This is a genomic window from Roseimicrobium sp. ORNL1 (genome assembly GCF_011044495.1).
GTDB lineage: Bacteria > Verrucomicrobiota > Verrucomicrobiia > Verrucomicrobiales > Verrucomicrobiaceae > Roseimicrobium.
Genome location: NZ_CP049143.1, coordinates 324,996 through 351,281 on the forward strand (window position 1 = coordinate 324,996; position 26,286 = coordinate 351,281).

Annotated in this window: 15 protein-coding genes; 10 read left to right on the top strand and 5 right to left on the bottom strand. The window is 60.5% G+C overall.

Annotation, left to right across the window (positions count from 1 at the left end; genetic code table 11):
• Positions 1–3: 3 nt before the first annotated feature.
• A complete protein-coding gene (locus G5S37_RS01330) occupies positions 4–6,744 on the bottom strand; it encodes an autotransporter-associated beta strand repeat-containing protein (RefSeq protein WP_165199975.1) in 6,741 nt (2,246 codons plus the stop codon).
• Between the two features lie 420 nt (positions 6,745–7,164).
• Here G5S37_RS01330 and G5S37_RS01335 point away from each other — a divergent pair, with 420 nt between their 5' ends.
• Together G5S37_RS01335 and G5S37_RS01340 are read left to right on the top strand one after the other, a co-directional pair.
• Entirely contained in the window at positions 7,165–8,352 is a 1,188-nt protein-coding gene (locus tag G5S37_RS01335) for an efflux RND transporter periplasmic adaptor subunit (protein WP_165199977.1), read from the top strand.
• Between the two features lie 4 nt (positions 8,353–8,356).
• Complete coding sequence (locus tag G5S37_RS01340; protein WP_165199979.1) at positions 8,357–11,518, top strand: multidrug efflux RND transporter permease subunit; 3,162 nt, start codon at positions 8,357–8,359, stop codon at positions 11,516–11,518.
• A 30-nt stretch (positions 11,519–11,548) separates the two neighbouring features.
• Here G5S37_RS01340 and G5S37_RS01345 read toward each other — a convergent pair whose 3' ends face one another.
• A complete protein-coding gene (locus G5S37_RS01345; RefSeq protein ID WP_165199981.1) occupies positions 11,549–16,264 on the bottom strand; it encodes an autotransporter-associated beta strand repeat-containing protein in 4,716 nt (1,571 codons plus the stop codon).
• 229 nt (positions 16,265–16,493) lie between these two features.
• Between G5S37_RS01345 and G5S37_RS01350 the strand changes: the two genes are divergently transcribed.
• From G5S37_RS01350 to G5S37_RS01380, 7 genes are read left to right on the top strand one after another with little or no spacing between them, the layout of a single operon-like run.
• Complete coding sequence (locus G5S37_RS01350; protein ID WP_165199983.1) at positions 16,494–17,657, top strand: aminotransferase class V-fold PLP-dependent enzyme; 1,164 nt, start codon at positions 16,494–16,496, stop codon at positions 17,655–17,657.
• A 54-nt stretch (positions 17,658–17,711) separates the two neighbouring features.
• The gene (locus G5S37_RS01355) at positions 17,712–18,407 is read left to right on the top strand and encodes an NUDIX domain-containing protein (RefSeq protein WP_165199985.1); all 696 of its coding nucleotides are present in this window, start codon (positions 17,712–17,714) and stop codon (positions 18,405–18,407) included.
• 12 nt (positions 18,408–18,419) lie between these two features.
• A complete protein-coding gene (locus tag G5S37_RS01360) occupies positions 18,420–18,884 on the top strand; it encodes an NADAR family protein (RefSeq protein ID WP_165199987.1) in 465 nt (154 codons plus the stop codon).
• Positions 18,884–19,774, top strand: coding sequence for an ADP-ribosylglycohydrolase family protein (locus G5S37_RS01365; RefSeq protein ID WP_165199989.1), 891 nt, complete (start codon positions 18,884–18,886; stop codon positions 19,772–19,774). Before G5S37_RS01360 ends, G5S37_RS01365 begins: the two co-directional genes overlap by 1 nt.
• Before the next feature lie 18 nt (positions 19,775–19,792).
• Positions 19,793–20,635, top strand: a complete 843-nt coding sequence (locus G5S37_RS01370) for a TIGR02452 family protein (protein ID WP_165199991.1) — start codon at positions 19,793–19,795, stop codon at positions 20,633–20,635.
• Complete coding sequence (locus tag G5S37_RS01375; RefSeq protein ID WP_165199993.1) at positions 20,632–20,988, top strand: hypothetical protein; 357 nt, start codon at positions 20,632–20,634, stop codon at positions 20,986–20,988. The genes G5S37_RS01370 and G5S37_RS01375 overlap by 4 nt, the downstream gene beginning before the upstream one ends.
• Positions 20,989–20,995: 7 nt before the next feature.
• Complete coding sequence (locus G5S37_RS01380) at positions 20,996–22,030, top strand: ADP-ribosylglycohydrolase family protein (RefSeq protein ID WP_165199995.1); 1,035 nt, start codon at positions 20,996–20,998, stop codon at positions 22,028–22,030.
• Positions 22,031–22,211: 181 nt separating this feature from the next.
• Here G5S37_RS01380 and G5S37_RS01385 read toward each other — a convergent pair whose 3' ends face one another.
• From G5S37_RS01385 to G5S37_RS01395, 3 genes are all read right to left on the bottom strand, one after another.
• Complete coding sequence (locus tag G5S37_RS01385) at positions 22,212–22,394, bottom strand: hypothetical protein (protein WP_165199997.1); 183 nt, start codon at positions 22,392–22,394, stop codon at positions 22,212–22,214.
• 286 nt (positions 22,395–22,680) lie between these two features.
• Complete coding sequence (locus G5S37_RS01390) at positions 22,681–24,366, bottom strand: L-lactate permease (RefSeq protein ID WP_165199999.1); 1,686 nt, start codon at positions 24,364–24,366, stop codon at positions 22,681–22,683.
• A gap of 91 nt (positions 24,367–24,457) precedes the next feature.
• On the bottom strand, positions 24,458–25,585 hold the full coding sequence (locus G5S37_RS01395) for an alpha/beta hydrolase family protein (RefSeq protein WP_165200001.1): 1,128 nt from the start codon (positions 25,583–25,585) through the stop codon (positions 24,458–24,460).
• An 85-nt stretch (positions 25,586–25,670) separates the two neighbouring features.
• Between G5S37_RS01395 and G5S37_RS01400 the strand changes: the two genes are divergently transcribed.
• The gene (locus G5S37_RS01400) at positions 25,671–26,285 is read left to right on the top strand and encodes a Uma2 family endonuclease (RefSeq protein WP_165200003.1); all 615 of its coding nucleotides are present in this window, start codon (positions 25,671–25,673) and stop codon (positions 26,283–26,285) included.
• Position 26,286: the final 1 nt, after the last annotated feature.

Below are 26,286 nucleotides of genomic sequence, written 5' to 3' on the forward strand. Positions count from 1 at the left end.
TTTTTACTGCTGGGGCGGGTCCACTTCCCGGGTGGTCGCGCCATGGGTGTCGCTCAGGATGAGCAGGGCCAGCTTTTGCACCTGGCCCAGTTCGGAGGGTTTTAACATCTGGCGGTCCAGTCCGTTGCTTGAAGAATTTGCCGCGGAGACCGGCAGAGGCACTGGAGGCGGGACGGGGGCGTTCTCCCCGCTGCTGTTCAGGCTCGCGTAGTCGAAGCGTCCGCGCAGGTCGGTGTAGCCGTCCTTGAAGAAGCGTACGGTGCCGTCGTTCAGACGGGCGTACACTTTGACATACGCCTTCGGCACCGGCTTGTCCGTGCTGGAGTCGCGGGCCTCGAGACGACCATAGTTCTCGGTGATGGCGAGTTTCAGGGTGTTTGCGTGGTGGGGCTTGGCCCGGCGCTGACCGGCGCCTACGATTTCTACGAGCACGTTTGCCTTGGCGAACTGGGCGGGCAGAGGGACATCCAGCGTGGTGGCGCCGGCGGGCAGGGCCTGGGTGGTGGTGAGGTTCGGCTTGATGATGCTGAACCGGCTCGCATCCTGGCTCACGAACGGGCTGCTGCTGAAGCTGAACTCGGGGTCCATGAGGTAGTAGTTCACGGTCACCTCGCCCAGGTTCTGCCAGTTCAGGGAGATGGTGCGGTTCTCCACCTTGAAGTCGAATCCAGGCTCCGTGGCGGCCAGTTCGCTCTGCTGCTTCTCGCGGTTCGGCTTGTCCTTGTCACCGGGCTTCGCGTCGTGGCCTTCGATTTCATCGAGCTGCGAGGTGACCTCGGCGAAGAGGTTCCGCCAGCGGTTCACGGAGTGGTCGGTGTACTTCGCGGCCAGCGTGCGTGCTTCGCCCGTGTTGCCCTCGTAGAAGGCAGCGTAGCAGCGGAAGTAATCATGCTGCAGCTTCGTGGGCAGGGCATTGGCATCGATGGTCTTGAAGCGGGCGAGTGCCTCCTCCACGCGATCCTGCAGGAAGAGGTAATACACCACACTCATGGAGTCGATGGCATCGAGCTGCGCCTTGTGCGCGAGCACGGCCAGCAGGGACTGGTACTGCTCCAGCACAGCGGGGTTCGCGATGCGCCATTCATTGCCCACGCGGTGGGCGCGCTGGTTCACCAGCGGGCTGTACTCCAGGTGCTCATACTCGTGGCGCTCGATGGGCTCCAGCGTCACCAGCTTTGTGGCGAGGTAGGGGCCGCATTGCGAGGTAAAGTCATCACGATGCTTCAGCCACTCGCGCAGGGAGGGTGTATCATTGTGTAGCAGGGCGTAGGTGCCGATGGTTTCATTCCACATGTGACGCTGGTTCAGCACCTTCACGAGCTGGCGGTAGAAGTCCGGCTTCTTGCAGCGCCACGCGATGCGCTCCAGCGGTAGGGTCTCGATGTTGTTCTGCGCAATGAAGGCCAGGGTGTCGGCATCGCTCGCTTCCTGCGAGACATAATCCCACGAGGCCTTGTCCACCTGGGTGAGCCTTGCCACCACGGGGAATTCAAAGGCCTTCGCCGTGCCCGCCACATTGCCACTCACAGCTACGCTCACCGGGAAGTGGGCGAACTTCGTGCCCGCAGCAGGAATTGCCGGGAAGTAGAAGTAGTACTCAAAGGTCTGCGTGGTGTACGGGGCCAGCTGCACACGGCGGGAGTTGGTGGCCTTGCTGCCCGCCACAGGCAGTGAGCCCTGGGGAATTTGCAGCAGCACCTCCGCCTTGGCGGGAGAACTGGTGGGATTCGTCACCACGACGTTTGCGCCATACACGGCACCCGTGAGGAACTCGGCGGTCACGTACTTCTCGAACTGCTCATTCCCCACCTGGCGATAGCGATCCCCATGACGGAAGAACACCTGGGACACAAGCAGGTCTGGGGTGAACGCGGTGCCAGGAGCGATGCCTTCCGGTCCGGGTGCCACGGCAGGCACGGCCTTGCGGTTCTCCGTCGCGGGCTTGATCTCCTTGTGATACACAATCACCGGACCCGCCGCAGTCAGGGTGAACTGGCCATTCTCCGCCTTCGTCAGGTGCTTGGGTGCCTCGAAAGGAAGGTCCAGCACGGCGAGCGCGAGCATCATCTCCGTGAAGTTGCGATGGGATTCCGCGACCTCGGAGGAAACGAAAGGACCCTTCGAACCTGCGGCGACCCAGGCGGCATAGTCACGCCAGAAGGCATTCACCGGCACGAGGTCGGCAATCTGCTCATGGATGCGCAGCTTGTAGTAGTTGTTCTCAGCCCATTCCTTCGTAGGTCCGAGCGCGCGGTACATGGCGCGGAACTGCAGGCGCACTCTCTCGGACGCATCGTCGCCGAAGTATGCGAGCGTACCTGCCGAGATGGTGGTGGCTCCGGTGTAGGTGTTTGCACTATCCAGAGTCATGTAGCCACCGCCGTTCTTTGCCACTGCCCCGCTAATGGAAAGCTGACCCAGTGCAGCCTGTCGCTTCAGCGCTTCCTCGCGCGGTGCTTGCAGAGCGGGCAGTTCCTTCACGTCTTTGTCCGTTGCCTCGGCCAGCGCGACCATGTCACTTTGGGTCATGGACCGCTGCATCTCACCGCCTGCGATGGCGCTCAGTTTTCTTCGCGCACCGGGCGATTCTGCTATGCTATAGCTGTCCGCAATCATGGGCGCTGGAGCAGGTGCCGCCGTGGCAGGAGCAGACATGACCATGGCCTTGGGAGGACTCTTCGCAGCCTCTTGATCGGCTTTCTCCTTCTCCAACTCCAATCCGTATGCCACCGCACCCCTGCCTGCGGCATCTTCCAGCACACGACCGCGCAACGCTGTTTCAAACAAACGATCCTGTTCCTCGGGATTCGGCGGAATCATTTCCCACAGCTCCTTGAGATGGCGTGCGGTGTTGAGGCCTTCGCCTTCGATGCGCTGTGCCAGCAGACTGCGCTCCACGGCATTGAGGCGACCGAAGGCCCAGGGCTCCAGGTACTTTTTGAGGTCCAGTCCCAGCAGGAAGTCATCCATGAAGGTCTTGTCCTTCTTGCTGGCCAGGTAGGGCTTGATGACCGTGTTGAAGAACGCCGGGTCCTTCTTCGCCAGGAAGAAGCTCAGCTCATGGCAGGCGAACTCACTGTACTTCGCACGCTTCTCCTCGTCCTTCATCTTGGGCCAGTCGAGGATCCAGGCGAACTCAGCGAGATTGCCGTCACCGCTCAGTGTGGTGAAGAGCGAGTACACCCCACCGAGCGTGTCATACGTTTCCAGCTCGCTGGTGAGGATGTCACCAAGCGTGAGTGCCTTTCCATCCTGTAGCACGGTGATTTCACGACGCTGGGTGAAAGGCTTTGCGGGATCCAGATTCCGCACCAGGCGCTGATCGGCGAACTTCGTGCCCGCCTCTGGAAGCGAGAGCTTCTGCCAAACGGCATTCTCGAGGTCTTCCGCGTACACCTGGATCTGTTGGCGATCGCCCAACTCCTTGCGGGCGATGCGTACCACGCCGTCCTTGTCCGGCAGCAGGTTGTAGATCACCGGAGCGGTGGCTGCGAGGAAATCGAGGTTTGTGGAATCAGTGCCGCCGGCGGGAGGTGGTGGTGCGGGTGGGGATTCAGGCTTCGCCGCACTCATGGCCCCTGCCGCGCCGCCGCGAGTCTGACCCGCGGCTTCACCACCGCGCTGTGCGAGGTCTTCCAGGCTCGCATCCTGAATGGCCCAGGGATTCAGCAGCAGACCGGGACGCGTGAGCATGTTTCCCGGGAAGAGCTTCGCATAGCGGCGCTCCAGGATGTAGCGGTACTCATCGCCAATCTCACGTCCGGCGGCGTAGAGATTGGGAAGCTTTGCAGGGCGTCCCTCCGAGGCGCCGAAGCGGGAGAACTTGCCCAACTCATTAAAGATGCTGCGACCCGACTCGAATCGCGCCGCGCCGATGTGCACGCGGGTGAAGGGCGAGTAGTTGGCCAGCTTCACGGTGACGAATTCATTGTCCGTCTGCAGCGAAGTGATCTGCAGTGGAGCGGTGCCACGCGCTTCCAGCAGGCGGTTCTTGCCGAGGAGCCAGCCGCCCATGGGCTTGCCATCGGTGATCTTGATGGAGATATCCTTGTTCTCCGCACGCAGGCGCAGCGAGTAGTCGCCGGGGGCAAGTCCTTCGATGACCAGGAAGCCATCGCGCAGCGTCATCTTCGCCGTTTCATTGGAGACGAAAGTGCCTGCGCGTGTCGCCAGCAGCGAAGCGCTGCCTTCTGCCAGGCCCGCGGGCGCGGGGATACGCACGGTGTCACCGGACTTCGCATGCACCGCGGAAGACCACGTGCGCTCCGCGTCATCCAGCGGCCAGGAACTCTGGCGGCCGTTGGGCGACGTTGCTCCCACGGAAGTGATGTCATCCAATGTGCCGAGAGCCACGCGCCCTTTTTCATCCGTGCGCAGCGCGATGGTAACGGGGCGGTTGAATCCCTTGCGACGGAATGTGAAGACAATCTGCTGGTCCGTGATTACCTCACCGTTCTTGCCGAGAAGCTCGTAAACATAGGCATCACCGAACTTCGAGAGGTGCCCGTCGTTTGTAGCATCGGTCGTATCCATGCCGTTGAGGTCCCAGGAGTGGCTGGCGGAGTAGGGGCGCTTCTCGCCACCGTTGCTCAGGATTTCAATCTCGCCTGCGAGGGTGACATTCAACCTCGCGAGGCGCTCCGGCACACTGATGTTGTGCAGCAGCACACTGCCAGCGCTGAGCTTGAGGTCCTTCACCTCACGCGTGGTGGAGATGCCATCCAGCGTGGTGGAGGTGACGAGCAGCCTGGGCTTCTTCAGCAACTCGGGCGCGAGGTGCGTGTTGCCGAGCATCAGCGCCACACGCACCGCTAGTGTAGCTTCACGACGAGCGAGAAGCTGCTCACGCTCGATGTGGAACTGCGCGTCGAGGTGGTAGTTCTCCGCCTGGTGGGTGAACTGCGTGAAGGTGGCAAAGGTGCCGGCAGGATCGCTGATGATTAGATTCTTTCGCTGCGGCTGGTTCGTGAAGGGCACGATGATGCGCTCCAGCTTTTCATCGCGGGTGAGTTTGCGACCATCCACCCAGGCCACGGCATCCTTCACGGGATTGCCATCTTCATCCAGCACCTGCAGAAGCGTGCCCGTGGGACCCGGCTGCTCCAGCACCTGCCACTGGCCCACACGCACAAGAGCGCGGCTGCTGCGGCCACCACCGATGAACTCAATCACCCACGCGCCGCGCTTCCCGCGCAACTCATCGAAGGTGAAGGTCTGACGCGTGCGCTTGAAGGGACCGCTTTCGTAGGTGTGCGTCTGCTCCTTGTTCGCCACCAGTCCATCGAGATTCAGATCCGTGTTGAGCTGGCGACCCTGTGTCTGGAAGAAGTTCAGCGTATTCAGCTCATAGATTTTCACGATGAGCTGGGGCGTGTTCTTCAGAGTCACGTCGAACTTCACCTCGTCTCCCGGGCGGAAGAAGACAGTGTTCGTGCTGGGGAAGAGGATGTCCACGCGATCCTTCAGCGCCTGGAAAGCCTGAGGCGAAAGCAGCGATGCCCAGCGCTCGGGAGTACCCTGACCGGCAAGCACCATGGCCTCGGCGAAGACGGGCTTCAACCACGATGCCCGCACATATTCCGTATAGGGCGCGAAGGCGGCATCCATATCACTCGCCGTCGCTGCATTGCGCATGAAGAGTTCCAGGAAAAACTCACGCACCAGCGGTTCATCTTCCGCGATAGGCGGGCGTCCCAGCAGGGCGTCCGCATAGTTCGCATGCAGATTCACCATGGGCACCTGCGCCTCCGCAGCGCGCTCCAGCATCTCCTCCCTCACATAGTGCTGCTGGCGGGGCAGCTTGAGGTATTCAATGAAGCGCTCGCGATCGTACACGCCCTTCTTCCGGTCGTGGTCGAGGCGTTGGTAGAGGACTTGTGCCTTCAGGCTGTTGAAGGCCGGCGGCAGGGTCTTCACATAGGCCCATACGCGGTCGAGCCACGCTTCGCGTTCGGCATCATCATAGGTGAGGTCTACATCCGCGGAAGGCGCGAGCTTCCGGATCATGGCGCGCACATAGGCATCATTCGAGGTGAGCTTGGGCACCTGCTGGGCGAGCTGCGTAAGCTGTTCCGGAAGAAGCTGGCGATGGATATTGAAAGCACCGAAGCCGCTGGAGTTTTGGGAGCGCAGCTCGCGGGCGATGAACTCCACGAGGTTCGCCACATCCGGGCGCTGGAGCTTGGCAAGGATCGCCCGCGCTTGGGCAGGGGAGAGCGTGACGTTGTCGCGGATCAGCGTCTCCAGTTCAAGCTGCGAGAGACCTTGCAGCCCGTTGTCATTGACCAGCGCATCCGTGAGGAAGACTTTCCGCGCGATGAATTGCGGATCCAGCACCGTAGGCAGGTCGGGCTTCCGGTCGCGCACCTCCTGCTGGTGATCGTGACGGATGTCGAGCTTCCGCTTGATGTAGGCAATGGTGGCCTGCGGGTTTGCATCGTAACTGAGCAGGGCCTCGCGATTCTCAATCATCGCGCGGGCGTCCGTGTCATCCGGGAAGCGCTTCTTCCACTGCGCCATGATGTCGGAGAATTTCGCGGCATTGCGCGAGTTCTGAAAATGCAGCGCGTGGTAGAAATAGAAGTCCTCCGTGCCGGGCACGAGTTCGGAGAGGATCTTCTCCCGATCCGCCGCCAGGGCGAAGCGCTCGATGAATCCAATTTCATTCGCATTCTCGGCAGTGACGGGAATGGCAAAACCAAGGGCGCTGGAAAGGGCAAGCAGTCGGAGGAGGCGCGGTTTCATGGCGGGATGGGGTGACCAATCGATGGGCAGGGGGTTCCGTTCGATGCCAAATGGCATCATCTCCGAGCATCACGGAGGAGTCCGGTGAACATTTGTAAAGACTTCGTCAAGGAATGGGAAGGCGTGTCACCCTCTCATTGTCGGTCAGTCAGCGTGAGTGACATGAATCGGGAGCATTTTGCCCGAAACGGCAAGGATGTGTCGAGGCGATTCCTGATGACACTTTTCCCGGGACTATGGTACACGGTAATAAGGACAAATCAAAGTGCCGCGTCGGCAGTGCTGTCCTTTCGCGCGGCTGGCGTGTGCTCATCTGTCAAAGGGTTGTTATTTTTGAATCCATTGCCCCTCGCGAAAATTCACTGACGGGAGGATCCTTGCGGGGCCTTCCGCTTCAGAACTCCTGAACTCCCAATCGCCATGAAGTCGATGCTACGTGTTTCATTGTCCGTGGGTTTGACACTGCTGCTGGCGGCCTGCGGCGGCAAGGATGCCCCGCCACCTGCCGCTCCGCCGGAGGTGCTCGTACTGACCGCTGCCACGCAGGACGTGCCCGTTTTTCGCGAGTGGGTCGGCACGCTGGATGGCTCGGAGAATGCCGAGATTCGGGCCCGTGTCACCGGTTACCTCGTGAAGCGCAACTACCAGGAAGGCGCTGTCGTGAAGAAGGGAGATGTGCTCTTCGAGATTGACCCCCGGCCATTCGAAGCTGCGCTCGCGGAGGCGCGAAGCCAACTCGCCCAGGTGAAGGCAATGCAGGTGGCCGCCGCAGCCGAAGTCGAGCGCGATACGAAGCTCTTCAAGGATCGCGCCGTGTCTGAGCGTGACCTCTTCAACTCAACACAAGCCAATGAAAGCCAACTGGCGAAAATCAAAGCGCTCGAAGCCGCCGTGGAGCAGGCGCAACTCAATCTCCAGTTCTGCAAGATCGAAGCGCCGGTGGATGGTATCGCGGGCATCTCGCAGGCACAGGTGGGCGATCTCGTGGGCACCGGCAGCAATGTGGTGCTGACGTCGGTATCCACGCTCGACCCAATTAAACTGGTCTTCCCCATCAGTGAGACAGAATACCTCATCGCCGCGGACTATCTCCAGAAGGCGCTGACGAAACCGCTCGAGCAACGGGAGGAGTTCATTGAATTGATTCTTGCAGATGGGAAGCCGTTTCCGCACAAGGGGCGGCTGCTGGCGGTGGACCTCAGTGTGAAAGGGGCTACCGGGACCATCGTCATCACGGCGCTGGCGGCGAATCCCGGTAACGTCTTGCGGCCTGGTCTCTTCGCACGAGCGCGTATCAAGACAAAGGTGCTGGAGAATGCCGTGGTGATCCCCCAGCGTGCAGTGAATGAAGTGCAGGGCACCTACCAGTTGGGCGTGGTGGGCGCGGATGGGAAGGCGGAAATCCGCCCGGTGAAAGTGGGTCCGCGCACGGGCAGCAATTGGGTCATCGCCGAGGGCTTGAAGGCGGGCGAGACGGTGATCGTCGAGGGATTTCAGAAGGTCAGGGCGGGCGCGCCGGTGACGGCCAAGCCGTGGACGCCGCCGGCCTCGCATGCTGAAGCATCCACTCCAGAATCCGCCCCGACCTCCCAACCCGCCGCCAAGTAACACAATGGCCAGATTCTTCGTTAATCGTCCCATTGTCGCGATGGTCATCTCGATCATCCTGACCATTGTCGGGCTGGCCTCGTACTTCAGCCTGCCGGTGGCGCAGTTTCCCAACATCGTGCCGCCGGAAATCCAGGTGAAGGCCACCTACACCGGCGCGGATGCGCTCACGATCGAGCAATCGGTGGCCACACCCATCGAGCAGCAGATGAGCGGCGTGGACAACATGAACTACATGTACTCCACGAACTCGAACGACGGCAGCATGAAGCTGACGGTGAACTTCGACGTGGCCACGGATGCGAACACCGACCAGATCCTTGCACAGATGCGGAGCAATCAGGCGAATGCGCAGCTCCCCTCGGATGTGATCGCGGCGGGGGTGACGGTGCAGAAGTCCACCTCTTCGCCCCTCATCATGTTCTCCCTCTATTCGCCGAAGGGCACGTATGACGGAACCTTCCTGGCGAACTACGCCTACATCAATCTGAATGACGAGTTCACCCGGGTGCCGGGCATCGCGAGTGTGACTGTCTTTGGAGCGGGCCAGTATGCCATGCGCATCTGGGTGAAGCCGGACACGCTGGCCAAACTGGGACTCACCATTCCGGAAATCCTCTCAGCGATCAAAACCCAGAACACGGTGAACCCGGCCGGAAAGATTGGCGCTGAGCCCGCCCCACCCGGCCAGGAGTACACGTATGCGGTGCGCGCGCAGGGAAGGTTGCAGAGTCCGGATGAGTTTGGCGACGTCGTGGTGCGCGCCAATCCCGATGGTTCCATGCTGCGCGTGAAGGACGTGGCGCGCATTGAACTAGGGGCGCAGACCTACAGTGTCAGCAGCCGCCTCAATGGTCAGCCTGCGGCCTCCATCGCCCTATACCAATTGCCGGGCTCGAATGCCATCGCTGCCGCTGAAGGAGCGAAGAAGCGGATGCAGGAACTCTCGGAGAAGTTTCCCAACGATCTGGAGTACACCGTCTCGCTCGATACCACATTGGCCGTCACGGAGGGCATGGTGGAAATCCAGCACACGCTGTTTGAAGCGCTGGTGCTGGTCATCATTGTGGTCTTCATCTTCCTGCAGGGGTGGCGTGCCACGCTCATTCCGCTGCTGGCGGTGCCGGTGTCCTTGATCGCGACGTTCGCGTTCTTCCCGCTTTTCGGTTTCACGGTGAATACGCTCTCGCTTTTCGGCCTCGTGCTGGCCATCGGCCTGGTGGTGGATGATGCAATTGTGGTGGTGGAGGCCGTGGAGCATCACATCGAGCAGGGAATGTCTCCCAAGGAAGCCACGCTGAAAGCGATGGAGGAGGTGACGGGGCCGGTCATCGCCATTGCGCTAATTCTTGCGGCAGTGTTCGTTCCCACGGCCTTCATTCCTGGCATCACGGGGCGATTGTACCAGCAGTTTGCGGTGACCATTGCGGTGTCCGTGCTCATTTCCGCCTTCAATGCGCTCACGCTTTCTCCCGCGCTCTCCGCACTGCTTCTGAAGCCGAAGAAGAAGAGCACGGGTCCGTTGCAGAAGTTCTTCAACCTGTTCAATCGTGGATTCGGCGCGGCTACCAACGGGTATGTGGCAGCGTGCCGCTTTCTGATTCGTAGAATTGTCATCGCCATGGTGTTGCTCGCGGTCATCGCAGGAGCAGCGGGTTTCTTTGGGAAGAAGGTGCCGGGAAGCTTCCTGCCCGAGGAGGACCAGGGCTACTTCTTTGCACAGGTGGTGCTGCCCGATGCTGCTTCCCTGCAGCGCACGGATGAGGCGATGAAAGTGGCAGAGAAGCTCCTCATGGACACGCCGGGTGTGAAATACGTCACGGCCATCAACGGATACAACTTCCTCAGCGGCGTGAATGTCACCTACAGCGGCGTGTTCTTCGTCACGCTGAAGGAATGGTCGGACCGGAAGGAGCCATCCGAAAAGTACGGCGCTATCCTGCGGCATGTGAATGGCGCCTTGTCCAAACTACCTGCGGCGCGTGCATTTGCTTTCTCTCCGCCGGCCATTCCGGGGATTGGTACGAGTGGAGGGGTGACCTTCATCCTGCAAGATCGCTCGGGCAAGGACATCGCATTTTTGGATGAACAGGTTCGCAAACTCGTCGCCGCAGCACGCGAACGGAAGGAGCTCACTTCGGTGAGCACCACTTTTGCCCCGGGTGTGCCGCAGGTGTTCATGAATGTGGATCGCGAGAAGGTGCTGAAGCAGGGTATCGAACTCTCCACGGTCTACCAGACGCTTCAGACCTTCATGGGCGGCTATTTCGTGAACTACTTCAACCGCTTCGGCCGCCAGTGGCAGGTATTCGTGCAGGCGGAGGGTGACTACCGTGCCAATGCGGAGCAGGTGAAGCAGTTCTTCGTGCGGAACAAGGACGGCGCCATGGTGCCTCTGAGTGCCATCACCAATGCGGAATTCATCAGCGGGCCGGAGTTCACCATGCGGTACAACCTCTATCGCAGCGCACAGATCAACGCGTCGGCGGCACCTGGGTTCAGTTCCGGACAGGCCATGCAGGCCATGGAGGAGGCGTTCGCCGCGTCGATGCCGAATGAAATGGGCTTCGCCTATCTCGGCATGAGCTTCCAGGAGAAGCAGGCGAGCGAGGGTGTCTCGCCCATGGCCATCTTTGCGCTGTCCTTCCTCTTTGTATTCCTCATCCTCGCGGCGCAGTACGAGAGCTGGAGCCTGCCTTTCAGCGTGCTGCTGAGCACTCCGGTCGCCGTCTTCGGAGCGTTCGCGGCGTTGATGGTTGGTCGTTACGAGAACAACATCTATGCGCAGATCGGTCTGGTGATGCTCATCGGTCTCGCGGCGAAGAATGCCATCCTCATCGTGGAGTTTGCCAAGATGAAGCACGAGGAGGGGTTGTCACTCACGGAGGCTGCGCTGGAGGGAGCGAGGCTTCGCTTGCGTCCCATCCTGATGACCAGCTTCGCGTTCATTCTTGGCTGTGTGCCTTTGGCCATGGCCAGTGGTGCGGGTGGTTTGTCTCGTCAGGTCATGGGCTTCGTCGTGATCGGTGGCATGCTCGCCGCAAGTTTCGTGGCGATCTTCCTCATCCCGGTGACCTTCCATCTCGTGGGGAGACTCAGCGGGAAGAAGCAGGGTACGACTGCCGTCGATAAAGCTCATTCCGGGCCACCTGCGCACAAGGCGTGATTGATAGGAGAGAGGCCGCAGAAGAGTCGCTCACGCCTGTCGTCTCCTACGGCGCAGAATCATCACTGCGAGTGCTCCAGCGAGCAGCAGCGCCCGCCCGGGTTCCGGTACCACCGCAACTCCGACACTGATGATGCCTGTGCTGTACAATTGACTGACATCCCAATCGTACTCGTCGGAGAGTTCTGGCAAATCGAAATACGTGAAGGTTCCGGTGCGTGTGGTGCTGCCCAGGGACGTCCAATCGATGATCTGCCACGCATCCCCCAGCGCCCAGTCTACGACATTATACAGGCTGTCCACACGCAGGGTGCTGCCAGTCTGGAGCACCACGCTTCCGCTGAGGTAGAGCATGTCCGCTTCCTCCGGCGCGTTGAGCATGCCGGAACCTGCGCCACTGGTGATATCAAAGACCAGCACGCCCCCTGTTTCCACGAGGAAGGACCCACCTCCTGAAGTCTCAACATGGAAATCCTCAGCAAAGGTCGACACCTGCCCGATGCTGAAAGTGCCACGCACCACCACGGAATTCCCCGCGCTGGTGGTGATGTAGCCATTGCCCGCGAGTTTGCCTGCGGTTTCCACGGTCACACTTCCGGTGCCTGTGCCGGTGCCGTAGGAATTGAGCAGCATCAGTGTGCCGGAGTTCACACGAGTGCCGCCGGAGTACGTGTTGCCAACACTGTCGATGATGACCGTGCCGGTGGGCGCATTGTTGATCGCCAGTGCGCCCGATCCCTTGATGTGATTGAGAAGGGTGTACTGATCACTGCGATTGATGGCCAGCGTGCCTTGTGCGCCGATGTCGATGTCTGCCGCACCGACGGACCCGGTGGTTCCGCCATTGCCCAATTGGAGCGTGCCTTCGGTGATAGTAGTAGCGCCGGTGTAGGTGTTGTTGGCCGTGAGCACCTGGGTGCCCGCGCCCGTCTTGGTCAGAGCCAGCGTGCCATCAATGCCCGTGCCATCGCCGTTGCGAATGATGCCGGTGAAAGTCTTCGTTCCTGAGGTGACATTGATCGTGAGGGTGCCTTCACCTGCGACTCCGGATTCGTTTTCCACAATGCCCGCGCCGCCGGTGCTGCTGAGTCCTCCGACGGTATCGCTGCGATTATTCAGCCGGAAGACGCCGGCATTCGTGCCTGTTCCATTGAAGGTGATGGCGCTCGTGTCCGAGATTTGGTTGCTGTTGATGAGCTTCAGAATCGCGGAGCCACTGCCAGTGCCCACGGTGATGTCTCCTGCGACTGCTGTAATGCCATCGGTCTTGGAGAGATGCAGTTCCCCGGCATTCACATTCGTCATGCCGGTATACGTATTGGCCTCTGCACCGGAGAGGATGAGTGTGCCGGTGCCCAGCTTGGTGAGGCCGCCGGATGTATTCTCCGCCGTGCTTACAGTCCCTACGATGGCTCCCGCGCCACCGCCGCCTTTGAGAGTAATCGTCGGCGTGGAGGTGTAGTCGCGTCCCGGATTGGTAACCACGATGCCGGTGACCTGGCCATACGTGGGACTGGCTGGATCGAGATCCACCGTGGCATACGCGGTGGCTCCCGTGCCCCCGCCGCCGGAGATTTCCACATAGGGAGCGCCAATGTACCCACTGCCCCCACCAGTGACAGTAATGCTCGTGACTCCATTGCCCGTGGGTGCGAGGAGGGCAGTGGAGAGGGTGGGAGTAAAACCATTCGAGTCGATCACCGCTCCGCCCGCAAAGGTTCCGAACGCACCGTTCACATATGTTTTGATGGAACCTGTGCCACCCGTGCTCACTGTCGCGAAGAGCGCCGTGGATTGCGTCGCGCGCCAGAGACCACCGTTGAAATTTACGATGGCCTGCAGTGCCATGCCCGTGTTGTTGTAGAAGTTGATGCGATTGTTGATGAAGGTGCCTGCATTGAGGTTCAGGTACGCAGTGCCTTGGGCGCTGGCATCATTCTGCTGGCCAAAGGTGAGAGTGAGGATGCCATTGTCCACCACGCCGCCGGCGACGGTCATCACCCCCTGTGCCGTAGTGGTGGCGGTGGCAACCGTGGCACCGCTGCGGAAAGCGAGCGCAATGGCTTCGCCGGTTCGTACGACTTGCCCGCCAGTGACCGTGAATTCCCAACGCTCATTGCGAGTCATGATGTACCGCGAAGTATTCAGCGTGCCTCCGTCGACCCGCAGGATGGAGATGGCGGCATCTGTGGTGCCGTCGCCGGAGTCCACCCGCTTGGTGTTGATGGTGCCACCGGAGAGGAACAAGCCACCGTATCCTGTGGATCCAAGCAAGACGCCCGACTGCGTGCTGGTGGGGTTCATGGTGATCACACCGCCCGACACTACGAGAGATGCCCCCTTGAGTGTGGGGCCGACTCCAAGATTGAGCGCCCCGGTGGTGTAGTCCCCTCCGTTCACTATGCGCAGCACGGCAGGTGCGGTGGCAGAACCGACGGTGGTGCTGAAGGTGGCTGCCGGATGGCTCGTGGTTCCGGCAATCTCCAGCACCCCCGCGCTCAGCGTAATGGATCCGTTGAGAGCGACTGTCCCACTCAGACGCAGGGTGCCGGCTCCCGTTTTGATAAGACCAATGCTTCCCGCGCCGGTGATGATGTCAGATTCAATCGTAAGGTCGGCGATGGCGTTGCTACTGTCCGCGATGGCAAAGGTGCGCGTGGTCGTGCCGAAGTCGATGGTGCCTCCGGTGATCGTAGCTCCCAGCGGGTTGTTGTCATTGTTCACGGTCAAGGTGGCCGCACCGAGGGTAAGCAGGCCATTCTCTCCAAGGTCAATCACCGCCTGACTGGTACTGGTGGAGGTGGCGTTGTAGATCGTGATGCCTCCAGTGGCCCAGGAGTGTCCATCGAGAGACAGCGTGGCCTGCCCACCGGCGGCGGCGAGCACCAGGGGAGTGGTGGCGTTCAGCGCATTGTTCACGCCGAACTTCAACGTGCCTGCGTTGATCGTGGTGATGCCGGTGTAGGTGGTGGCGCTGGCGAGGATCTGCGTGCCGGTGCCGGCTTTGATCAGTGAGAGGACACCGCTGAGTGATCCATTCCGCAGGATGCCGCTGTAGCTCTGCGTGCCGGTGTTGTTCAAGGTGAGCACTGCGTTTGTGGTACTCTCGTTCTCCACAATGCCCTCACCGTTCACGCTCACGAGACCGCCGACGGTTTCGTTTCTACCGTTGAGACGGAACACGCCGGCATTCGCATCCAGTCCCTGTAAGGTGATGACGCTGGTATTGGCAATCTGGTCCGCATTGACCAAACGCAACAGTGCCGTGGCAGTGCCATCGCCAATGGTGATGTCTCCAGCGATGGCATTCACACCCGCTGTCTTGGAAAGGGCCAATTCTCCTCCATACACACGGGTGACGCCGGTATACGTATTCGCCTCCGTACCGCCGAAGGTGAGCACGCCGGCACCGCTTTTGGTGATGCCTCCGTCCGTGGCGGCATCTCCTCCAATCGAGGAATGGGTGAGGCCCTTTAAAATGGAGACATTGAACGTGTTGGTATCAATGATGCCGCCACCATCACGCACATTGACCGTGGTGAGGCTTGTGGCCAGTGTCATCGTGGTGCCTGTGGCCTTCAGCGTGCCACCGTTGAAGTTGAAAATGGAAGCGCCCACCGTGCCTCCCATGATGGTCCGCAGGGTGGAGAGCGTGCCGCCATTGAGATGAATGGTGCCGGTGCTGTTGGTGTTTCCTGCGAGACCCGAGCCGAGTTGAATGGTGCCGGTGGTCGTGCCGGCATTGAAGTGTCCTGTGCCGGAAATGGTCAGCACGCTTGCACCGCTGTTCTCGGCATTAGTGTATCCTGCGCCGATGCGGACGAGGTTCCCATTTCCGGAGAGCACGAGTGAGCCGCCGGAGATATTCATGAATCCCTGTGCCGTGGCAGCGCTGCGACCCAGCACGAGCCCCCCGGAAGAAGCTCCCAAGGTGACCGTGCCGGCCGTGATATTCACCGTTGCATTGGTTGCTTCACCCACGCGGAAGGTGGAAGACGCCCCGGAGATGTAGGCCGTGCCGGAGAAGTTCGTGACGCTGTTGCCGGAAAATGCGGACTGGCCCAGGGCCACGGATGCACTGCCCAAGGTGCCGCTGACGTTGAAGGTGCCACCACTGACGGTTAGACCTGCGCCATAGGTGTTGAGCGTGTAGCTGCCCGAGAGATTCATCACGCCGCCGCTCACGGTCAGGCCACCGCCGTTCGTGAGATTGGAGGCCATCGTAAGCGTACCTGTGCCGGATTTGCCAAAGCTGAAGCCACCGCCGTTGATGTCGTAGTCAGCAGCAAGAGTCGTGTTCCCTGCGCCAGCGACGCCCGAGGCCAGCGTGAAGGCCATGTCCGATGCAATGGTCGCGGAGTGGCCCGCTGTGGTCACGTTGATCAAGCCACCCAAGCTCAGTATGTAGGGGTTCGCCTCCTCCGTGGTGATGGTGTAGCCCGAGGAGGTGAACGTCAATCCCGTGGTCGTGATTGGCCCTCCCAGAGTCACGGCGCCTGCCGTACCGCCGAAGGAGGCGATGTTGCCGGCCGCGTTGTCCCATGCGGTCATGGTGCCGGTATTGTTCCAGAGCTGGGCTGAGGTATTCCAGGTGCCCGCGCCACCGGTGGTGCCGCCTGCAGTGCCGTCCGAATCCCAGACGAGTGTGGCAGCCGGCAGAAGCGCCGTGTGAAGATGCAGGAGCAGTGCCAGCGCCAGGGACGAACGCACCGGCACACGCCGCAGGGCGTGGAAGATGAGGGGCATTAGGGGGATGTTTTTTGAAGTCCATCTGTCCACCAAGCATGCAACGGGCCACCTTTGAGCAACGTCTGACTCCAAATCGGCAAACACGACGCCTTTTGTGCTTTTGGGGGAGAGTGGCCATCGCAACCGCCTGTTCAACGCCTGTTCTTCCGCTTCACATAAAGCTGCCGCAGATGACTTCGCCGCGCGTACATTGATGTATCGGTTTCACCGCGAACCACCTTGAGGCATGACCATTGACGACATCATCTCCGACGAATCCCTGCGCACTTCCGAATTCCCCGTGGCGCGCGACACCATCTTCATGGCGCACGGGGGCGTGTGCATCCTGCCGCAGCGCTCGGTGAAGGCCATGCAGGATTATCTTGAGGTCTGTGCCGTGCGCGGGCAGGAGAATCTCGATATCTGGAGGCACCTCAATGAGACGCGCGTGGTGGCGGCGAAGCTCATCGGCGCGCAGGCCAGTGAGATTGCTCTGCTGGGGCCGACGTCCCTCGGACTCAGCCTCGTGGCCAATGGGTTGCCGTGGGAGGCCGGTGACGAGATCGTGTGTTATCACGATGATTATCCCGCGAATGTGTACCCCTGGATGGATCTGCAACGTCGTGGCGTCGTGCTGAAGTTCATCGAGCCGGAAGTGCCCGGGCATATCACCCCGGAAGTGGTGGAGCGAGCGTTGACACCGAAGACCAAGATGGTGGCGCTGGCCTCGTGTCACTTTTTCACCGGGTATCGCATCGATGTGGATGCCATCGGCAAGATGGTGCGCAGCCGCGGCATCTACTTCTGCCTGGATGCCATCCAGACCGTGGGCGCCTTTCCCACCAGTGTGGAGCACGTGGACTTCCTCAGCGCGGATGCGCACAAGTGGATGCTCGGCCCCATGGCGGCGGGCATCTTCTATGTGCGTGAGTCGCTGCATGACGTGCTGCGACCCTCGCTCATCGGCGCGTGGAATGTGAAGTCACCGAACTTCATCACACAGGATCAGGTGGAATTTGAGAAAGGTGGTCGGCGCTATGAACCCGGTGTGCCGAATGCGATTGGCATCTACGGCATGCGCGGAGCCCTGGACCTGCTGGTGGAACTGGGCATCGAAAATGTCGCGGCGCGCCTGCTGAAGCTGAAGGCCCATCTCGTATCGAAGCTGAAAGCGCTCGGTTTCCAGGTGCTGCCGCCCACGGGAGGAGAACATGCCAGCAGCATTACCACCGCGACACGTGACGGTGGCGCCTCGCTGGAGCAGGTCTTCGACCACCTCGCAAAGCACCACGTGACTATCTCCCTACGGCACAATCGGGCCTGCAGAGCTCACCTGCGCTTCAGCCCGCACTTCTACAATACCGAGGCAGAAGTGGACCGCGTGTGTGCCCTGATAGCCGAGGTGAAATAACAGTCCTCAATATTAGTGTTGATCTGACACGAAGCATGGTGTTAAAGTGACACCATGTCCTTCGCCTATAAATACGCGCGCCCTGCCCTCACGGTGGACTGCGTGATCTTCGGGTTCGCATCCGAGGAGCATGAGCTGCGCGTGCTGCTCATCCAGCGCGGGTTGCCACCTTTCGAAGGGCGGTGGGCGCTGCCGGGTGGCTTTGTGAAGGTGGGCGAGAGCACGGATGTGGCCGCGCGTCGCGAACTGGAGGAGGAGACCGGACTGAAACAGGTGTACCTGGAGCAGTTCAAGACCTTCAGCGATCCGAAGCGCGACCCGCGTGAGCATGTGGTGAGCGTGGCGTACTACGCCCTGGTGCCCTTCCTGAGCCACCCTCCGAAGGCGGATACGGATGCGAAGGATGCCGCGTGGTTCTCCGTGGAAGATGTGCCTTCCCTGGCCTTCGACCACAAGCTCATCCTCGAAACGGCCCTGCACCGTCTCCGCCTGAAGATGCAGCATGAACCGGTGGGCTTCGAACTGCTGCCACCGCAATTCACCCTCACCCAACTGCAACAGGTCTATGAGGCCGTCCTTGGCCAGACCCTCGATAAACGCAACTTCCGGAAAAAGATCCTGAGCATGAACCTGCTCATCGACACCGGTGAAGTGCAGCAGGATGTCGCGCATCGCGCCGCGGCCCTGTGGAAGTTCGATGCGCGACGGTATGAAAAACTCAAGAAGGGCGGCTTCCATTTCGCCCTGTAGAAACAGGCTTGCATGAGCGGGAACGTGATCCAGTTTTACAGCACGAAGGGCGAGTATGGTCCCTTCTCCAACTTCTCCGCGCATCGTCTTTTCTTGAAGGGGAAGACGTGGCGCACCTCGGAGCACTATTTCCAGGCCCAGAAGTTTGCCGGAACAGAGCACGAGGAGGAATTGCGTATGGTGGAGTCGCCCATGGTAGTGGCCCGCATGGGACGTTCCCGGAAACGGCCGCTCCGCAAGGACTGGGATGCCGTGAAGGACGACATCATGCGCGAGGCGGTGATGACCAAGTTCACCCAGAACAAGGAACTCAAAGCCCTGCTGCTCAGTACGTGTGATGCAGCGCTCGTGGAACACACCGCGAACGACTCCTGCTGGGCGGATGGTGGCGATGGCACCGGAAAGAACATGCTCGGCATCATCCTCATGGAGGTGCGTGAGAAGTTGAAGGAAGAACAAGAATCGGGGAGTGCCTGATGAATAGTCACAACGAGAAGCTCCAGCGCGCATGCCTTGCATTAGAAGGGCTTTCCGTGGGAGATGGATTTGGCGAGCAGTGCTTCACCTCTGATGAGGTGATGTCTTTGCGCCTGGAGACGCGTCAGATTCCGCCGCCGCCGTGGTTTTTCACGGATGACACGATCATGTCCATCTCCATCGTGGAGGTACTGCAGCAATACGGCATCATTCAACAGGATGCGCTCGCCGCGGCCTTCGCGCACCGCTATGCCGCGGATCCGTTTCGCGGTTATGGCGGCACTGCGCATCGCATTCTCCGCGCCATTGGCGAAGGTGTTCCCTGGGAGCAGGCGGCAGGTGAAGCCTTCGATGGCATGGGCTCCATGGGCAATGGCGGCGCCATGCGCGCCGCACCGGTGGGAGCCTATTTCGCAAAGGAAGGCGTGGCAGCGGTGGTCGAACAGGCGAAACGCTCGGCCGCGGTAACGCATGCTCATGAAGAAGGGCAGGCGGGTGCGGTGGCCGTGGCACTTGCGGCGATGTATGCGGTCCAGCATGGGGCCCGGGCGGAATCTCGCGGACTGCTGGAGTTCGTTCTCGAACACCTCACACCCGGAGATACGCACACAGCCTTGCGACGTGCACTGAACATCCCATTCAGTCGCTCGCCTGCGGTGATTGCCCAGATGCTCGGCAGTGGTGAGAAGGTCATCTCACAGGATACTGTTCCCTTCTCCCTTTGGTGTGCCGCGAGGCATCTCGACAGTTTCCCATCGGCACTATGGTCCACCGTCAGTGGACTGGGTGATCGAGACACAACCTGCGCCATCGTTGCCCTTGCGGTCGGGCGTGAAGGCATCCCGGCAGACTGGGTCGCAAGTCGAGAGCCGCTGCCACTACTCAACTAATTCTCAAACTTCATTGTCATGATTACCAAACGGTCAGCGAGGGCTTCGCTGGCAGAAGAAACACTCCGCCTCATTGAACAAGGTGGATATACCAGTAGCAGCGGGAAGAGCGTGGACCTTGCCGTGTCCGTCAGCAGATCGGTGCGCGATACGGTGGGCATTGCCCCGGAGGAAACTCTGGAAGTCGCGCGAACGAGCGAAGTGAAAGGCGTCATCGAGGTGACTTCGGAGTCCACGCTGCAGGCGCTCATCCGCCTGCAGGGTGAGGACGCGCCTGGCCTGGCGTGCCTGAACTTCGCCAGCGCGAAGAATGCCGGTGGTGGCTTCCTGGGCGGGTCCCAGGCACAAGAAGAGTCGCTCGCGCGATCTTCCGCGCTGTATCCCAGCCTGACTTCGGTGCCGCAGTACTATGAGGCTAATCGTGCCTGCCGATCGAGCCTCTACACGGACTGGATGATCTGGTCCCCTGAGGTGCCCTTCTTCCGTGATGATGAAGGCTCGCTCCTCGATGTGCCGGTGCTGGCTTCGGTCATCACTGCTCCTGCACCGAACGCGGGCGCCGTAGCCAAGAACCGGCCGGATGAACTGCCGCTGGTGGAACCCACCCTGCAGCGGCGGGCGGAACGCGTGCTACAGCTCGCGGCCTCGCGTGGTGTGAAGACTTTTGTGCTCGGGGCGTGGGGCTGTGGCGTGTTCCGCAACGACCCGAGCATGGTGGCCAGCGTTTTTGCAGATCTCGTCCGCGAAGGTGCAGCCTTCGCAAATGTCTTCCCGCGCCTCGTGTTCGCCATCTATGACACCACCTCCACTGGTGAGGTGCTCACCGCCTTCAAGACAACCCTTTTGCAGACATCGTCATGACCTCTTCCACCATTACCCTCTACCGACCCGTCGGGCCGGAGGAGTTGAAGCTGATTGCTTACAGCGGTTGGCGGCGCTTTCCGCCACGGTTGCCAGATCAGCCCATCTTCTATCCCGTGTGCAACGAGGCCTATGCGCGGCAGATTGCGCGTGATTGGAATGTGCCCGCGAGCGGTGCTGGGCACGTGCTGCGCTTTGCTGTGGATGAAGGCTACGGCTCACGCTTCCCCAGGCAGATTGTCGGTGGCGCAGAGCATGAGGAACTCTGGGTGCCGGCGGAGGATCTGGAGGAGTTCAATGATCACATCATTGGCAAGATTGAGCTGATTGCGTCCTATGGCCGTGAGGGATGACAGCAGCATGGGTGACCGCATCACCGGCCTGATTCTCGGTGCTGCAGTGGGAGATGCACTGGGCCTGCCAGCCGAGGGCATGTCGGCGAATCGCATTGCGCGTCGCTGGCCAGGTGCCTTGCAACATCGCTTTCTCTTTGGTCGCGGCATGGTCAGTGATGACACGGAGCATGTCTTCTTCACCGCGCAGTCACTCCTGGAGGCTGGCAATGACGTTGCAGTCTTTCGCCGCGCCCTCGCGAGGCGACTGCGTTGGTGGCTTCTCGCGTTGCCTGCCGGCGTGGGCCTGGCCACGGCGCGATCCATCGTGAAGCTCTGGTTGGGATGGAATCCTGCGAAGAGTGGTGTGTGGTCTGCGGGAAACGGCCCAGCAATGCGAAGCGCTGTCATTGGAGCGCGCTTTGCGGAGGATGAAACAAAGATCCGCGCGTTCGTGGAAGCATCCACGTGCATGACACATCGAGATCCCAAGGCCAACACAGGCGCGCTGGCAGTCGCATTGGGCGCCGCTGCGGTGATTCGTGGTGCCGCCAGCGATGACGCTCTGATCCATACCTGGCAGACGCTTTCCTCTGATGAAGAATGGCAACGCGCCATGGCCTTGCTGCGCGCAGAGCTGGCACGTGGCTCTTCAGTGGTCGCTTTTTCAGAAGTGCTCAGCGGCAAACGCAAACGTGAGGTGAGTGGATACATCTACCGGACGGTGCCCGTGGCGCTCTACGCGTGGCTGCGGCATCGCGGTGATTTTCGTGCGACGCTTCAAGAAGTGATCGCATGTGGTGGTGATACAGACACCGTTGCTACGATCGCTGGAGCTCTTGCCGGATCGGAGTGTGGTGAGAAGGGCATTCCTGCGGAATGGATCTCGGGTATTTGCGAATGGCCACGAAGCACTCGTGTGCTGCGTGAAATAGCTTCACGTGCCGCGGATCAGAATTGCCGCACCCCAGTGAGCTATGTGGTGGCAGGCGTCATTCCGAGAAACGTTTTCTTCCTCGGTGTGGTGTTAACTCACGGCTTCCGCAGGTTGATTCCTGGATAACAATAAAAGGCCTCCGAAGAGGCCTTTCGCAGCGCTTGTTCGCTTGATTGAAAATAGGCGCCGGGCGGGAGAACTTCGGCATGGGAAGGGTGGGTCCATGCAGATAGAAGTCTCCCGCCCGGCTTGCGCGCGCCCTGCGTAACCGGGGCGTCGGCGCGATGAACGCGGGCGAGTCGCGGCATCAACGCCACGAAAATCGTGGTGGACTGGACTCGCGAGGGGCGTTCAAACTGCTCACCAGGCTGGCACCTGAGGTCAGGGTGCCGCTCTGCACCAAACGCACCGAGAGAGGTACGCGGGTGAAGTCGCCTTTTGGGAGCTTGAGGATGGGGTTGTTGGTGGAGGTGATGACGGGGGAGTTCATGGCAGTGCTCCGTTCTTTGTCGGGGTTCCAGCGAGGGAAGCCCGCTGGTGCGCCGCTATCAGGTGCAGGGCGCGTGCCATGTGGGAGGTGTTGCGGTTGAGGGGAAAATCAGGAAATCTGAATTAACAGTGTAATACCCTCAAATCGTGAAGCATGTTACAGCGCGTCCATTTCACAGTGGGCTCAGGAGGGCCATACCGTGATGTAAACTTTTTGCCTAGCCCGTGTGCATCCTGCACACCGCAGGGCGGCAGGATGGGCGGAATGCACTGTAGGCACCAGAAACTCAGCCGGCTGGTTTCACCACCATCAGGGTGAAGGGCCACACATATGCCTGGAGGAATACGAGCACACCGACGAGCGATGCGAGAATGATGCTGTGCCAGAACACGCGGCGAAGGATCGCGCTCTCCTGACCAAACACGTTCGCTGCGGTACTGGCAACCACGATGCTCTGCGCGTCCACCATCTTGCCCATCACGCCGCCCACGCTGTTCGCACTGGCCATGAGCACGGGACTCACGCCTACCTGTTGCGCAGTGAGTGTTTGGAGAGAACCGAAGAGTACATTCGATGCGGTATCCGAACCGGTGAGCGCCACGCCGAGCCAACCCAGAAGTGTGCCGAAGAAGGGATAGAGCCATCCCGTCTTTGCCAGAGCCAGGCCGAGGGTGGCATCGGCGCCGGAATACTTCGTCACGAATCCGAGTGCAAGCATGGCGGCGATGGTGATCAAGGAGAGTCGGATCTTCACCAGCGTGCGCAACCAGATCTGAAACATGCGTCCGGGTCCAAAGCCCATGACCGCGCCGGCGATGATTGCTGCGAGCAGAATGCCGGTACCGGTGGTGGAGAGCAGGTTGAGCGTATAGATGGCCTTCTCCGGCTTGGCCACCACATCCGGGGGAATCACGGGTGGCGTGCGCACCACCGCTTCATGCAGGCCTGCCACAGGGAAGTCGCGTGTGAAGACGCCGTCGAGCCAAGTCTTTGTCCCCTTCTGGCTCCATACAAAGACGATGCTCACGAGAATGATCCACGGCAGCCACGCGCGCTTCAAAGGGCGCTCGTGAGGCTGGGTGGAGGTGTCAGGATCTGCGGTGATGGAGTCGTTGGGCATTCCTGCCCCAGCGGTGGCGAGCGCGGGTTGGGCGCTGATCTTGGGCTTCCAGATTCTCAGCAGCACCACCATTGCCAGCGTGGCAAAGAGGGCCGAGCCGATGTCCACGAGCATGGGACCGTGGAAGTTCGAAATGAGGAACTGCATCACCGCAAAGCTCAGGCCCGCAGTGACTGCCGCGGGCCAGACTTCCTTCATGCCGCGCCATCCGGAATACGCCACAATGATCCAGGTGGGAATGATGGCGGAGAAGAAGGGAAGTTGCCGGCCTGCCATCTGGGACAGCGTCAGCTCACCGAGACCCGTGACCTGATTCAGCGTGATGATGGGAATGCCCAGTGAACCGAAGGCGACCGGTGCGGTGTTTGCAATGAGGGAGAGGCAGCACGCTTCGAGTGGCTTGAACCCAAGCTGGATGAGCAACGCAGCGGTTACCGCGACTGGCGCGCCAAAGCCCGCGATGCCCTCAAAAAAAGAGCCGAAGCAAAACGCCACCAGCAAGAGTTGGATGCGGGGATCCGGTGCGAGCTGGGTGAAGCTGTGGCGCAGCGCATCGAACCATCCTTTCTCCACCGTCATGTTGTAGAGGAAAAGGAGATTCAGAATCATCCACCCCACCGGCAGCAGGCCGAAGGCCACGCCATAACCTGCCGCGCCGAAGGCTGCAGAGGCTGGCATGTGAAATGCGAAGGTGGCAATTGCGAGGGCGATCACCAGAGCCAGACACGCGGCGAGATGCACGCGGAGTTTCCCGGATGCAATGAGCCCCATGAGCACGCCGACCGGTATGGCCGCCACGAGGGTAGAGATGGCGGCGTTGTTGAAGGGGTCGTAATTCTGTGGCCAGGGCATGGGAGAGAGCGGCGTGACGTTGTTGGTGAGGCTGAAGCTAAACCCCGGCTGGCGGCAGCATTTATCAGAGGATGGGTGAAAATGTGCGTGCTCAGGGCTGCGACTTCACGTGCAGGTCCATCCACTTCACCGTGCGCTCCCACATCTCCGGCAGGTACACGTGCCCCACACCGGGATAGATGACGTTTTCAAAGTGGCCTGGCGCTCCGTGGAGTTGGTAGATTGGTTTTACCCTTTCCACGATGGCCTTGATCCCACTCACTGGTGAACCTGTATCTTGATCGCCTGTCATGAAGAGCATGGGACGCGGTGCAGCGAGTGCAATGACCGCTTCGCTGTCGAAGTGCTGGAGCATGCCCGGCACGAAGTAGTAGATGCCGTGGGCTTTTAGATTTTGTGCCTGTATGAGGTCTTGATAGCGGGTCATGCACGCCACGTTCACTGCGGCGCGCGGGCGATCGTCGAGCGCCATGATCCACCAGCTCCGCGTGCTGCCCATGCTGATGCCGGTGACACCCATGCGTGAGGCATCCACCTCCGGGCGGGAGCAGAGGTAGTCCAGCGCCATGAGATCATCGCGAACCATGACGCCCCACAGCGTGCGTCCCGCCCAGAGCTGGAATTTGGCTGCCGTCATTTCTCCAGCAGAGCCCTTCTCCGTCGGGCCACCGGGACCTTCGCCATTGCGTTCACCAAAGCAGCAGGCGTCGATCCCCAGCACCACATACCCGAGTGTTGCCAGAGCAGGACCCGCAGCCACAGGCGTGGCATTCGTCTGGAGCAGCTCCTCCTTCCCGATGTCGTACTGCCCACCATGCCAGTGGCAGTAGAGGATGGCGGGTGATTTCTTCCCGGAGGCTGCGGGAGCGGAGGGAAGAAAGAGATAGCCCGGTACCGTCATGCCGAGTCCATTTTCGAAGCGGAACTTCTCCAGGACGTAGCCATCCTTTTCCTCGCGCGAGATCGTGGTGACTTCGGGAACAGCGGGCCGGGGAGGGAAGGTGCCCAGCAGCGATTGCAGCGTCGCACGTATCTCCGTTCGCTGCTTGTCCCAGTCTTCCTTGGTGGCTGGCGCGGTGAACTCAGGAGTTTTCACGGCACTCAGCCAGCGCTCGGCATTGGTGATGGGGACGGGCGATTGGGCGGGCAACATGGTGGCGGGGAATGTCACGCCCAAGGCGATAGTGATGACACGGAACGGAATCAGGCCGCTGGGCATGACATGGCATGCAAGCAAAGTTCCGGGCAGATGGACAGGGGAAAGTCGTGAATTGACCTTCTCAGGCGATCGGCCATCGTAGGGTATGGTCTTGCCGCAGACGTCTCCCTATGTCACCCCGCAGGAATACTATGCGCGGGAGCGTGCTGCCGACCACAAGAGTGAATACTACCAAGGCGAGATCTTTGCCATGGCCGGGAGTACCACGCGTCACGCACGGATTGGCACCAATTTGCAAGGGGAGCTATACGGGCGCCTCAAGGGCGGTCACCGCTCTCCCTATAACAGCGACCAGAGGATCAAGATTGCTGCGACGGGCCTCCGCACTTACCCAGATGCCAGTGTATTTTGTAGCAAGATGGAGTACGACCCGGATGATCAACAGCGGGAAACGGCAGTAAATCCCACCATGCTCTTCGAGGTTCTTTCCGATTCCACTGAGGCCTACGATCGCGGGACCAAGGCGGAACAGTACCGTCGTATCGCTTCGCTACAGGCCTATCTGTTGATCAATCAAGGCACAGCGCATGTGGAACACTTCGAACGCCAGGAGGATGGCACGTGGCGGCTCACGGAAGCGTCTGGCCTTGACTCCACAGTGCGGCTCTCCGCGCTTGGCATCGATCTTCCACTCGCGGATTTGTACTCTGGAGCTGAACTGGATGAGCCGCCGCATCTAAACGTGGTTCGGGAAAGATAGA